This window comes from uncultured Anaerococcus sp., assembly GCF_937934665.1.
In the GTDB taxonomy this organism is placed as follows: domain Bacteria; phylum Bacillota; class Clostridia; order Tissierellales; family Peptoniphilaceae; genus Anaerococcus.
The window spans coordinates 1-13,018 of record NZ_CALGYW010000082.1 but is presented as its reverse complement, the minus strand read 5'-3'; the positions used below and the strand labels follow the sequence as shown (position 1 = coordinate 13,018).

Here is a 13,018-nt window from a genome sequence, read left to right as displayed (position 1 = left end):
TTCTTAAGATATTATTTATTACCCATAATTGAAAATTATTATCAATCTTTACTAAATATCTTAAAATTTTTTTGGAAATTTACAAAAAAAGCATGCAGATAAGAGTTACCTGCATACCTTAAAATTTATCTTATCTTTCTACTACAACTGCAGTACCCATACCGCCACCTATACAAAGTGTTGCGATACCTTTTTTAGAGTCTCTTTTTTGCATTTCATAAAGAAGTGTTGTAAGGATTCTTGCACCTGATGCACCTACTGGGTGACCAAGTGCTATCGCTCCACCGTTTACGTTAACTATATCTGTATTAAGACCTAGGTCTTTGATTACTGATAGAGCTTGAGCTGCGAATGCTTCGTTAGCTTCGATTAGATCTATATCTTCAAGAGTTAAGTTAGCTTTTTCTAGAGCTTTTCTAACTGTTGGGATTGGGCCTGTACCCATGATTGCTGGGTCAACACCTTCTGTAGCGTAGCTTACGATTGTTGCAAGTGGAGTTACGCCAAGTTCTTTAGCTTTTTCTTCACTCATAACAACTAGAGCTGCAGAACCATCGTTAAGACCAGATGCGTTAGCTGCTGTAACACTACCGCCATCTCTCTTAAATGCTGGTTTAAGTTTAGAGATTCCTTCAGCTGTAACGCCTTCTCTGATGTGTTCATCAGTATCAACAACTGTTACATTGCCTTTTCTATCTTTAACTTCTACTGGAACTATTTCGTCTTTAAATCTTCCTTCTGCTCTTGCTTTTTCAGCTCTATTTTGGCTCATTGCAGCAAGTTCATCTTGTTCTTCTCTTGTTAGACCGTATTTTTCAACGATATTTTCAGCTGTCATACCCATGTGGTAGTTGTTAAATGCATCCCAAAGACCGTCTTTGATCATTTCATCGACAACTTTTTTATCTCCCATTCTAGCTCCCCATCTTTCATCTGTTAATAAGTATGGAGCGTTAGACATTGATTCTGTACCACCAGCTACAACTATGTCAGAATCTCCTGCCATAATCATTTGAGCTGCAAGTGATACACTTCTAAGACCTGAACCACAAACGATGTTTAGAGTCATTGCTGGTTTTTCTTTAGGGATTCCAGCTCCGATAGAAATTTGTCTAGCTACGTTTTGTCCAAGACCTGCTTGAAGTACGCAACCAAATACCATTTCATCTACATCTTCTGGTTTGATTCCTGCTCTGTTGATTGCTTCTTTAACTGCTGTAATACCTAAATCTTGAGCGCTTACTGATTTTAATGCTCCGCCGTATGATCCTACAGGTGTTCTTGCTGCACTTGCTATTACTACTTTTCTTGTCATAATTTCTCCTTTTATTTCTCTATATATTTATCTTATTTGCTGTAATCGTAGAAGCCCTTGCCTGTTTTTCTACCAAGGTCTCCAGCTCTTACCATTTGTCTTAGAAGTGGGTTTGGTCTATATTTACTATCGCCAAATTCATTATAAAGAACTTCCATAATAGCTAAACATGTATCAAGACCGATTAAGTCACCTAGCGCAAGAGGTCCCATTGGGTGGTTTGCACCAAGTTGCATACCCTTATCAATATCTTCTACACTTGCAAGACCATCAGCTAATACGCCGATACCTTCGTTGATCATTGGGATAAGAAGTCTATTTACAACAAATCCTGGTCCTTCTTTTACTTCGATTGGTTGTTTGCCTAGATCTTCTGCAAGTTTAAAGATTGTTTCGTTTGTTTCATCTGATGTGTGTAGGCCTCTTATTACTTCAACTAGTTTCATAACTGGAACTGGGTTAAAGAAGTGCATACCAATAACTTTATCTGCTCTGTTTGTAGAAGCAGCAATGTCTGTTATTGAAAGTGAAGATGTGTTTGAAGCAAGGATAGCTCCTTCTTTTACAACTTCGTCAAGTTCTTTAAAGATTTCTTTTTTAAGCTTTGGATTTTCTGTAGCAGCCTCGATTACGATATCACAGTCAGCTAAATCTTTAACTTCTGTTGTGTAAGTAATGTTTGCTAAAGCTTTTTCTTTATCTTCTTCAGTCATTCTTTCTTTTGATACATTTCTACCATAAGATTTTTCTATTCTTGCCTTGCAAGCTTCTAGAAATTCATCTTTGATATCTCTTACTACAACTTCGTATTTTTTAGCAGCTGTTTCTACGATGCCGCCACCCATGATTCCTGAACCGATTACACCTATTTTCATTAAATATCTCCTTTATTTATTTTCAAAATCTGCTTTACCCTTATTGATAAAAGCATTCATTCCAGTTTTTTGATCTTCTGTTGAGAAGGTTAAGGCAAATAAGTTTTCTTCTACCTTAAGTGCGCTGTCCATATCTACTTGACCACCAACATTTATTGCTTCTTTAGAAGCTCTAACTGCGACCGGTGCATTAGCTGCTATTTTTTCAGCAAGTTTGTTTACTGTTTCTTCAAGTTTGTCAGCTTCTACTACTTCTTGAACTAAGCCAATTTCATAAGCCTTGTCAGCTTTGATGTTTTTAGCTGTATAGATTAGGTATTTAGCGTATCCTGGACCTACTAGTCTTTGAAGTCTTTGTGTTCCTGCAAAACCTGGAGTGATACCTAGACCTACTTCTGGTTGGCCAAATAGTGCCTTATCGCTTGCGATTCTAAAATCACAGCTCATTGCGATTTCACAACCACCACCTAGGGCAAAACCATTGATAGCTGCTATAACTGGTATTGGTAGGCTTTCAAGCTTTCTAAATACTGAAAGACCCTTATAACCAAATTCTTTAGCCTCTATTGGTGTAAGAGTTGACATTTCTTTTATGTCAGCACCTGCAACAAAGCTTCTGCCTTCACCTGTAAGTATAGCTACCCTAAGATCCTTGTTAGCTCTTACTTCATCTAGAAGTACGTTTAGTTCATCAAGAACTTCTGAGTTAAGTGCGTTTAAAGCCTCTGGTCTGTTTATTGTTATTTTTGCTATATGACCATTAACTTCGTATTTTACAGTTTTGTAAGTCATTCATCCCCCTTAGAATTAAATCTTTTACAAATGTTTTCTTGGTACAAACCCTTCATAAGTTTTATACCCAATTTCTATCTTATACTTATATTATAACAGTTGATATTTTTTTGTCAATCTATTTTGTGTAAATTTTAACAAATTTTTAAAAACAATTTCCTTAAGTTTTTAAAGCAAATTCCCTGCTACATATACAAGAAAAACCACTATTTAATTAAATAGTGGTTTAATTTTAATCTCAGCCTTTTCTTGCGTTAATCTTTTCTATAAGAGCTGGTACAACTTCAAATAAGTCGCCAACTATACCATAGTCTGCTACGTCAAAGATAGGCGCATCTGGGTCTTTATTTATAGCAATTATTGTATCTGATGCATTTATACCAGCTAAGTGTTGGATAGCTCCAGAAATACCTACTGCTATATATACCTTTGGTGCTACAGTTTTACCTGATTGACCAACTTGGTGAGAGTGAGAAATCCATCCTGAGTCTACTAGAGGACGAGATGAACCTACTGTAGCATCAAGAGCTTCAGCTAAGTCTTCTATTAGTTTAAGGTTACTTGAATCACCTAAACCACGTCCACCTGATACGATAAATTCAGCACCAACTAAATCTACATCATCCCCCTCATCTCTTGGGATAAAGTCAAGGATTTTAGTTCTTACTTCGCCTGTAAATTCTATATTTTCTTCAATTTCTTCTATATTATCTTTTCTGCCAAAAGCTTCTTTAGGGAATACACCTGGACGTACTGTACCCATTTGTGGTCTTGAGTCTGGGCAAAGAATTTGTGCCATTAGATTACCACCAAAGGCTGGTCTTGTCCATTGTACATTTCCTGTTTCAGCATCAACATCAAGTTCTGTACAGTCTGCTGTAAGTCCTGTGTGAAGTCTTGCAGATACTCTTGGTCCAAGATCTCTACCTTGGTTTGTTGCTCCAATTAAGATTGTATCTGGGCTGTATTTTTCAACAAGTTTTTCTACTGCATTTGCATATACGTCTGTGCTATAATCTTTATATACTTCGCCTTCACAAGTGATTATTTTATCAACGCCGTGATCTTTAACTTCTTCTTTAGCCTTTGATACTTCTTCACCAATGATAACTGCTACTAAATCTCCACCAAGAGTGTTAGCCATATTTCTGCCTGGATTTAATAATTCAAGGCCTACATTTACAGCTGATCCATCTTCTTTAGTTTCAACTAATACCCATAGGTTTTTATTTTCTGACATAGTCCCTCCTTAAATAAGCTTCTTATCAGCTAAAGCTGCAATAAGCTTATCAGCTGCTTCTTCTGCTTCCATATCTTCGAACATTTCTCCAGTTTTTTCAACAGTTGGAGTGTAAGATTTATTTACTCTAGTTGGTGAACCTTTAAGTCCTATAGCTGTTTCGTCTATAGATTCTTTTAGTTCTTCTAAAGTAATTTGTTCGATAGTTGCTTTTTTAGCTTTTAGTTTATTTTTGATCTTTGGATATCTTAAATCTTCATCACCGTATTTTGTAAAGGTAACTAAAGCTGGAAGTGTCATTTGGATGTTTCTTGCTCCACCTTCAACTTCTTGAAGTACTTTAAGTCCTTCATCATTTAGCTCTACTGTGTAACCATATGTTACTTGTGGAAGGTCTAAGTGTTCAGCAAGTTCTGGACCTACTTGGGCAGTATCTCCGTCAATTGCTTGAAGTCCACAAAATACCATGTCAGGTTCGCCTTCTGTTTGGGCTACTTTTTTGATAGCTTCAGATATGATATAAGATGTAGCTAGAGTATCAGATCCACCAAATTTCTTATCTGTTACGAGGTAAGCATTGTCAGCTCCTACTGCTAGACAATCTCTAAGCATTTGATCTGCTTGTGGAGGTCCCATTGAGATTACTGTAATCTTAATTTCTGGATTCTTATCTTTAAGTCTTAAAGCTTGCTCTAGGGCAAATCCATCATAAGTATTAAGGATACTTGGAACGCCTTTTCTAATTAGTGTGTTTGTAACCGGATCAATTTTGATTTCATTTGTATCCGGAACTTGTTTAGCACATACGAATATATTCATATATTATCTCCCTTCGATATTTCTTATCTTAAAAGTGAACCACCAACAACCATTAACATAACCTCTGAAGTTCCTTCATAGATTTCTGTTATTTTGGCATCTCTCATCATTCTTTCTACTTCGTATTCTTTAGAATATCCGTAGCCACCGAATAATTGAACTGCTTTTGTAGTTACATCCATAGCAACCCTTGCAGCTTTTAGTTTAGCTTCTGCAGCTGCAACTGTGTAGCTTTCGCCAGCATCTTTTAATGTTGCTGCTTTGTAAACTAAGTGACGAGCAGATTCTATATCTATAGCCATTTCAGCTAATTTAAATTGTGTGTTTTGGAATTTAGCGATTGGTCTACCAAATTGTTCTCTTTCTTTTACATATTTGATTGCTTTATTTAGTGCACCTTCTGCTATACCAAGTGCTTGTGCTGCTATACCAATTCTACCACCATCAAGTGTTTGCATAGCGTATTTAAAGCCCTTGCTTTCTTCGCCTAATAGGTTAGCTGCAGGTATTCTACAATCTCTAAATACTAATTCCATAGTTGATGAAGCTTTGATACCCATCTTGTCTTCTTTAGCACCAAAGTCAAAACCTGGAGTTCCTTTTTCTACTATAAATGCAGAAATTCCTTTTGTACCTTGTGTTTTATCTGTCATAGCAAATACTACATAAGTATCAGCATAACCAGCATTTGTTATAAATATTTTTGAACCGTTAAGAACGTATTCATCACCGTCTTTAACAGCTACTGTTTTTTGACCTGAAGCATCTGTACCTGCATCTGGTTCTGTAAGGGCAAATGCACCTAGTTTTTCACCTGAAGCAAGTGGAGTTAAGTATTTTTCTTTTTGTTCTTCATTACCAAATTTATTGATGCAATCAGCACCTAGTGATGTATGAGCTGAAACGATAACACCTGTTGATGCACATGCCTTAGATAGTTCTTCTACACATAGGACATATGTAAGAGTGTCTAGTCCGATTCCACCATATTCTTCATCAAATGGGATGCCAAAGAAACCAAGCTCTTGCATTTTAGCTACGTTTTCTTCTGGGAATTTGTGTTCTTCGTCTATCTCGATAGCTATAGGTGCTACTTCTTTTTCAGCAAAGTCTCTAAACATTGCCTGCATTTCTAATTGTTCTTCAGTTAATTTATACATTTTCTCTCCTTTTAATTTTGACTTTGGATAAATTATCCTAGCTATTTTTAGCCTGATGTTATTATCTTAACAATCATTTCGTCAATTGTCAAATAAAAATCAAAGTTTTTTAAGAAAATCGACTTAAAGCCAATAAAAATCTTTGCACCTTTATTTCAAGGAAGTAAAACATTTGCAAACTATTTCTATAATATGTATATTATACACCATTATAGAATTCTTTTTTACTAGCTTTCGTCTTTATTATACACGATAAATTCCCTTCTTCAAACGTTTTCTAGATTTTCATAAAATTAAAAACATTGCAAATAAAAATTTATTTTTGCACTTTGTTAATTTTTTTGTTATAATGAAAACGTAAACATGAAAATATGAAGCCAATGCTTCTTTTTTCAACTAATTAGGAGGAAATATGACACAATACAATAAGGTTAGTGAAGAAATCATTAACAAACTTAAAGACAGCGTAGAAGGAAAAGTCTTTACAGCTGAAGACATAAACGAAGACTTTTTCCATGATGAGATGCCAATTTACGGTTCTTATGAACCAGAAGTACTTATTGCAGCTAAATCAACAGAAGATGTTTCAAACATAATGAAAATCTGTAATGAAAATAAAATTCCTGTCCTAGCACGTGGTGCTGGATCTGGTCTAGTTGGTTCTGGTGTTGCTATTAACGGCGGCGTTATGATTGACATGCAAGACATGAATGAAATTATCGAGTATGACCTTGACAACCTAGTTGTTAGAGTTCAACCAGGTGTTTATCTTCACGACCTTGCTGAAGATTGTCTAACAAAAGGATACATGTACCCACCTGATCCAGGCGAAAAATTTGCTACCCTTGGCGGTAACGTTGCTACTAACGCTGGTGGTATGAGAGCTGTTAAATACGGTACTACAAGAGATTACGTAAGAGCTATGGAAGTAGTACTTCCAAATGGTGAAATCACTAATTTTGGTGCTGTTGTTTCAAAAACTTCTACAGGTTACTCACTAAAAGACCTAATGGTAGGTTCTGAAGGTACACTTGGTATTATCACAGAATTAACACTTAGAATAGTTCCACAAGCTAAACACACAATTTCTCTAATAGTTCCATTCGAATCACTTGATGAATGTATAGCTACAGTTCCAGTATTATTTAGAGCAAACTTAAAACCACAAGCTATTGAGTTTATGGAAAGAAAGATTATAATCGCATCTGAAAAATACATCGGTAAGGAAACTTTCCCTAAAAATATTGATGGTACTGATGTTAATGCTTACCTACTTGTTACCTTTGATGGTGATAACGAAGATGAAATCGACCTATTAATGGAACAATCAGCTGAACTTCTAGTTGAAAACGGTGCAATTGACGTATTAGTAGCAGATACTCCAAATGCTATAAAAGATGCATGGGCAGCAAGAAGCTCTTTCCTTGAAGCGATTGATAGCCAATACAAACTAGTAGACGAATGTGACGTAGTTGTTCCAATTAACAAAATCGCTCCATTTATTAACTATGTAAATGAAATTGGTGAAAAATATGACTTCGATGTTCAATCATTCGGTCACGCAGGCGACGGTAACCTTCACATCTACGCACTATCTAACGATGAAGAAAATATTGATGAGTTTAAAAAACAAGTTGATAGCTTCTTAGAAGAAGTATATACAAAAGCTTATGAATTTGGTGGACAATTATCTGGTGAACACGGTGTTGGTCACGGTAAACTTCAATACCTAAAAGAATACGAAGGCCAAATCAACACAGACCTTATGAGGGGAATCAAGAAAGTATTCGATCCAAATATGATTCTAAACCCAGGCAAAGTTATATCACCTGAATAAATTAATATTAAAAGCTTTTATAAGCAAAAAAAGACGAGAAATAAAATTCCTCGTCTTTTTAAATACAAGAACAAAAAAGGCAGGTAAAAGATTCTATTCGCTCTCTTACATGCCCTAATTTCAATCAAAAATCATTTCTTTTTTTCTAAAAAATCCAAAATATAGGTTTAAAAGAAATAAACAAAACGCCAAAAAAATTGTTTCATGCGATATATTGCCATACCTGTTTATCATATATAATTGGTCGACAAATACAAGTCCTAGGACTAATGCTATGTATTTAAAAAATTTATCCATGATTAATTTTACCTTTCTTAAATACTATCAAAATCTACAAGTTCTTGGTCCCCTGTTTCCATATTTCTTATAGAAACTTTTCCTTCTTCTTTTTCACTTTGACCGATAATATAGGCATACTTAACCCCTATCTTATCAGCGTAGGAGAATTTTTTCTTTAGTTTACCACCTTCTAGGTAGATATCAGCTCTTTTCCCATTTTCGTGAAGCTTATTTAAGATATCGATAGCATAGAAATTTTCTTCCTCACCCATTGGTATAACAAGTATATCTGTAAGTCTTGATTCTTTTTTATCTACAAGCCCAATTTCTTTTAATTGATAAAATAAACGGGTAAGGCCTATTGACATACCTACACCTGGAAGGGCCTGCTTAGAAAAGTTTGCAGCAAGAGTTTCATAGCGGCCACCCGATGATACAGAGCCGATATTTTCATAGCCATTTATGAAAGTCTCATAAACTGTGCCTGTATAATAATCAAGGCCCCTAGTTATGGATGGATCTATTTTTATATTAGTAGCTGGCACTCCAAGATGAAGCATGTAAGCATAAACAGTTTTAAGCTCTAAAAGACCTTCCTCATAAAGATCATTATCGACAAAACCAGTTAACTTATCTAGTAGGTCTTCATTAGTTAAATTAGAACCTATAAAGGCAAGGATTTTATCAGCTTTTTTGCTATCTACAAGGTCAAGTAGTTCCTTTTTAGTATTATCCATGCCTATCTTATCTTTTTTATCAATTAGTCTTAGGATATCAGTAGTATCTTCTATTTCCAAAGCATTTAAAAATCCATTTAAAAGCTTTCTATTATTTATCCTAAAGGTTACATCTGGTGTATCAAGCTTACTAAAGATTTCGTAGATAACCCTTGGTGGAATGGCGTCGTTTGCAACAGCGAGCTTATTGTGGCCGATTATATCAATATCACATTGGTAAAACTCCCTGTACCTACCCTTTTGGTTTCTTTCACCCCTATAAACCTTGGCTATGTGGTAGCGTTTAAAAGGGAAATTTAAATCAGCAAAGTGTTCAGCAACATACCTTGCAAGGGGAACAGTTAGGTCAAACCTAAGGCTCATATCACGGGTATCTGAGGCTATTTCATAGATTTGTTTTTCAGTCTCTCCCCCACCTTTAGCAAAAAGAATTTCATTTTTTTCAATAACTGGGGTATCTATCGGTAAAAATTGAAATTTCTTATAAGTTTCTTCTATAATATTTTTCATCTTATCAAAGGCCAGCTGGTCTTCAGGTAAAAGTTCCATAACACCAGCAATGGTTGATGGTTTTACAATTTTCATATATCTCTCCTATATCTCTTTAGCTAGCTATATTATACGATATTTTAACAAAGATAAAAGCCCCGGATAAATAAGCTATATTTCTATGATAGAACCTAAATCTACTAGGTGAGTTTCTGGATAGATAGGCTTAATATTTTTCTTTTGGCAAATTTCTTCTATACTTGGATAGGCCTTATGGTTTCTAATATCTCCAGTAAAAATAAGCTTATCTCCTACAAGACCACAGGTACCACCCAAAAATCCTTGGTCAAAACCATCTAGAATTATATCATCGTTTTCAACTAAGCAAATATCTACTTTATTTACAAGAGCTTTATAGATCCCATAATCACTTGTAATTAGTAAGTCTCTAAGTGGTATAAGGGAACACCTAGTATAGCCTTGGTTGACTTTTAGGTGAGAAATTCCTTTTTCTTTAAAGAAATTTTCTATATTTTTTTCAGTAACATCGTTGTGGATATAGAAATCTTTAAATCTTACAACATTATAAAGGGCATCTTTAGGATACCTAAGTCCCACATTTTCTCCACCAATCAGTCTATAACCTTTTAACTTATCTTCATAATAAGAAATAACACTTTTATCTACAATCAAAGTCTTATCGCTGTTTTTAAAGAGAGATAAGTCAGGATGGTCATTTATTCTGGGATCTAAATTTGGATTAGCTATAGTTTCTATAAAAGAAAACCCACTTTCCCTTAAAAAATTTTTAAAATCATCACTTGCCTTATAGGAAATAATTAACATAAAAATCCTCCCAATAAAAAAATCCCCATTGCGGGGATGTATTTGGAGGCGCCACCCAGATTTGAACTGGGGGTAAAGGTGTTGCAGACCTCTGCCTTACCACTTGGCTATGGCGCCTTAATAAAAAATGGAGCGGATGACGAGATTCGAACTCGCGACCCTCGCCTTGGCAAGGCGATGCTCTACCACTGAGCCACATCCGCATATTTATATTATAACACTTTTTTATCTCTTTGTAAAGAGATAAATCAATTAAATTTACCAGCTCTTCTCTCTTAAGCTTACTTTTACATTATATGATAAATTTTCTATCATGTCAAGTCATTTGCAATTTTTTTATAAAAAAGTTATTATTAATATGAGGTGAATCATGTTTGAACTAAAAAATGTAAAATTTCTAGATGTTCTAGATATCCCCTATCTAAAAATAAGAAAGGGAAAGGTGACAGTAATTACCGGTCCATCTGGATCAGGTAAGTCAACACTTTTAAAATTGTTAAATAAAATGTTAAGCCCTACTAGCGGTAATATCTATTACAAGGGCACAGATTTAAAAGAATTTGATAGTATTAAGCTTCGACGAGAAATTCCTATGCTTGGCCAAGATGTAATAAGATTTAGGAAAAATGTAAAAGATAATCTATTACAAGGTCTAATCTTTCAAGAAAGAGACAAAGTTTCCGATGAGATACTAATAAACGCCCTAAAGGCCGTAGGACTTGACATGAAACTTGATACTGATATCGAAAGCCTTTCTGGTGGAGAAATGCAAAGAGTTGCCATAGCAAGGCTACTTTTATTAGATAGCGACGTTTATCTTTTAGACGAACCAACATCCGCCCTTGACTCTGCTACAGAAGATCTGGTTATAAAAAATTTCATAGAAAAATCTCAGGGAAAAACCATAATTTACGTAACCCACTCTGAAAAAATCGCAAATAAATACGCTGATCGAAAGATAAGAATTGTAGGAGGAAAACTCGATGAATCAAGGAGTGATTAACCTAACTCTACCACAGATGGCCCTTTCTTACACTTTTATTATAATAGCAATAATCCTTACTAGCCTAAACGGAATCAATAGAAATAAAGAGATTATAGTAAGCGTCATAAGAATGACAGTCCAACTAACCGTAGCAGGCTTTATCCTAGTTTACATATTTGACTCTAAGTCCTTTATTTTTACATGCCTTATGCTCATTTTTATGGAAGCTTCTGCCATATATAACATAATAAAACCAAGAGTTAAGATCCTGCCTAGGTCTTTGTTTGTGGTTATAATCCTTGCTATACTCATATCTTCCCTAGCAAGCTTACTATTTTTTATCCTTTTGGTTATTAGGCCAAAGCCACTTTATAATCCCCAATACCTAATCCCTATCGGTGGTATGATTATTGGCAATACTATGAATGGGATTTCCCTTGCCCTAAAATCTATACTTTCGAGTATAGAAAACAAAAGGGTAAAAATTGAAGGGTCACTAATGCTAGGTGCAAGACCAAGCATGGCAATGGATGAAATAAACAAAGAAGCTTTTGACCTTGCCCTAATGCCTACCCTAAACTCCATGAAAAATATGGGTCTAATAACCCTTCCGGGAATGATGACAGGTCAAATCCTAGGAGGAGTCGTACCTACAATCGCTATTAAATATCAAATCGCAATTATGACCACGATTACATCATCAGTCGCTATTGGAGTTTTTATTTTTTTAAAATTTTCAACTAAGAAATTTTTTAATGAAGAAAAACAACTTATAAATCTCAACAAGTAAAAGAAGAGAAGTTAGTCCTAAGGGATTCGCTTCTCTTTTTCTAAATCTTTAATTTCTTTTTTGATCAAAAATATTGAAATTAGCATGGTTATAAAATCAGATGCTATTAAAACGTACCAAATCGCTTCCTTAGGCATAAAAATTGTCACCAAAAAAGAAAATAAAGCAACAAATACGTAGCCTCTTAGAAGGGTGATGACAAAGTCAAACCTTGGTTTACCCACAGATGTAAGATAGCCTCCGTTTGTAATATTAAAACCTAGGATTAGAAAACTTATAGCAAAAATCCTTAACGCCCTTGAAGCAAAGGCCATAAAGTCAACACTCACATCAGTTAAAAATACATTTATAAAAAATCCTGGCCACATTTCTATTGCAAAAACCATGACAACAGAAAGAATAGCAACTGACCTTAGCATATAGCCTCTCAAAATAGGAATATTATCATACTCTCTTGCCCCATAATAAAAACCCAGAAGGGGCTGGCTGGATTGATTTACTGCAAGCATGGTATTTACAACAAAAGTCATAACATAGGCGATTACAGAAAAGGCAGCAAGTCCCTCTTCTCCATAAAGCTTGCCTATAGCTAGGTTAAAAACCAAGATGCAAAATCCTGTCGAAAGTTCAGATAAGGATGCAGGAAAGCCATAAGAAAATATTTCTTTAATCATAAAGGCCTTTAACCTAAACTTTCTAAATTTTAGGTAGGACTTATCTGATAAGAAGTAAATCAGATAGCCAATAGTTGGAATTGTCTGAGCAAGACCTGTCGCTATGGCAGCACCCCTTAGCCCCCAGTGAAATTTAAAAATAAAAATATAGTCAAGAACAATATTGGTAAAAGCCGACAT

12 protein-coding genes and 2 tRNA genes are annotated in these 13,018 nt (G+C 35.0%); 3 read left to right on the top strand and 11 right to left on the bottom strand.

Features of this window, described 5'->3' with window-relative positions; translation table 11 throughout:
• Positions 1 to 130 precede the first annotated feature (130 nt).
• The 6 genes from Q0410_RS04600 to Q0410_RS04575 form a co-directional block, all read right to left on the bottom strand.
• Positions 131 to 1,315: an acetyl-CoA C-acetyltransferase gene (locus Q0410_RS04600; protein ID WP_299033415.1), complete on the bottom strand. Its 1,185-nt coding sequence runs from the start codon at positions 1,313 to 1,315 to the stop codon at positions 131 to 133.
• 32 nt (positions 1,316 to 1,347) lie between these two features.
• Positions 1,348 to 2,190 (bottom strand): 3-hydroxybutyryl-CoA dehydrogenase, encoded by an 843-nt coding sequence (locus tag Q0410_RS04595; RefSeq protein ID WP_299033412.1) that lies wholly within the window; start codon positions 2,188 to 2,190, stop codon positions 1,348 to 1,350.
• Between the two features lie 12 nt (positions 2,191 to 2,202).
• A complete protein-coding gene (locus tag Q0410_RS04590; protein ID WP_299033409.1) occupies positions 2,203 to 2,982 on the bottom strand; it encodes an enoyl-CoA hydratase-related protein in 780 nt (259 codons plus the stop codon).
• A gap of 238 nt (positions 2,983 to 3,220) precedes the next feature.
• On the bottom strand, positions 3,221 to 4,222 hold the full coding sequence (locus tag Q0410_RS04585; RefSeq protein WP_299033406.1) for an electron transfer flavoprotein subunit alpha/FixB family protein: 1,002 nt from the start codon (positions 4,220 to 4,222) through the stop codon (positions 3,221 to 3,223).
• A 9-nt stretch (positions 4,223 to 4,231) separates the two neighbouring features.
• A complete protein-coding gene (locus tag Q0410_RS04580; protein ID WP_299033403.1) occupies positions 4,232 to 5,041 on the bottom strand; it encodes an electron transfer flavoprotein subunit beta/FixA family protein in 810 nt (269 codons plus the stop codon).
• Between the two features lie 23 nt (positions 5,042 to 5,064).
• Complete coding sequence (locus tag Q0410_RS04575; RefSeq protein WP_299033400.1) at positions 5,065 to 6,201, bottom strand: acyl-CoA dehydrogenase; 1,137 nt, start codon at positions 6,199 to 6,201, stop codon at positions 5,065 to 5,067.
• 412 nt (positions 6,202 to 6,613) lie between these two features.
• Here Q0410_RS04575 and Q0410_RS04570 point away from each other — a divergent pair, with 412 nt between their 5' ends.
• A complete protein-coding gene (locus Q0410_RS04570) occupies positions 6,614 to 8,038 on the top strand; it encodes an FAD-binding oxidoreductase (protein WP_299033396.1) in 1,425 nt (474 codons plus the stop codon).
• Positions 8,039 to 8,352: 314 nt separating this feature from the next.
• Here the strand turns inward: Q0410_RS04570 and hisS are convergent, their stop codons facing one another.
• The 4 genes from hisS to Q0410_RS04550 form a co-directional block, all read right to left on the bottom strand.
• Positions 8,353 to 9,639 carry a histidine--tRNA ligase gene (gene hisS, locus Q0410_RS04565; protein ID WP_299033393.1) on the bottom strand — a complete coding sequence of 429 codons (1,287 nt, stop codon included), beginning with the start codon at positions 9,637 to 9,639 and terminating at the stop codon, positions 8,353 to 8,355.
• Between the two features lie 75 nt (positions 9,640 to 9,714).
• A complete protein-coding gene (locus tag Q0410_RS04560) occupies positions 9,715 to 10,389 on the bottom strand; it encodes a DUF6873 family GME fold protein (protein WP_299033390.1) in 675 nt (224 codons plus the stop codon).
• Positions 10,390 to 10,432: 43 nt separating this feature from the next.
• A tRNA-Cys gene (locus tag Q0410_RS04555) sits at positions 10,433 to 10,506 on the bottom strand.
• A gap of 11 nt (positions 10,507 to 10,517) precedes the next feature.
• Positions 10,518 to 10,592 (bottom strand) — tRNA-Gly (locus Q0410_RS04550).
• Between the two features lie 167 nt (positions 10,593 to 10,759).
• On the opposite strand from Q0410_RS04550, the gene Q0410_RS04545 reads away from it, so the two are divergent.
• Positions 10,760 to 11,392: an ATP-binding cassette domain-containing protein gene (locus Q0410_RS04545; protein WP_299033387.1), complete on the top strand. Its 633-nt coding sequence runs from the start codon at positions 10,760 to 10,762 to the stop codon at positions 11,390 to 11,392.
• On the top strand, positions 11,373 to 12,164 hold the full coding sequence (gene fetB / locus Q0410_RS04540) for an ABC transporter permease (protein WP_299033384.1): 792 nt from the start codon (positions 11,373 to 11,375) through the stop codon (positions 12,162 to 12,164). Before Q0410_RS04545 ends, fetB begins: the two co-directional genes overlap by 20 nt.
• Before the next feature lie 17 nt (positions 12,165 to 12,181).
• Here fetB and Q0410_RS04535 read toward each other — a convergent pair.
• Positions 12,182 to 13,018 (bottom strand): MATE family efflux transporter (locus tag Q0410_RS04535; RefSeq protein WP_299033381.1); only part of this gene is annotated, 837 nt, incomplete at its 5' end.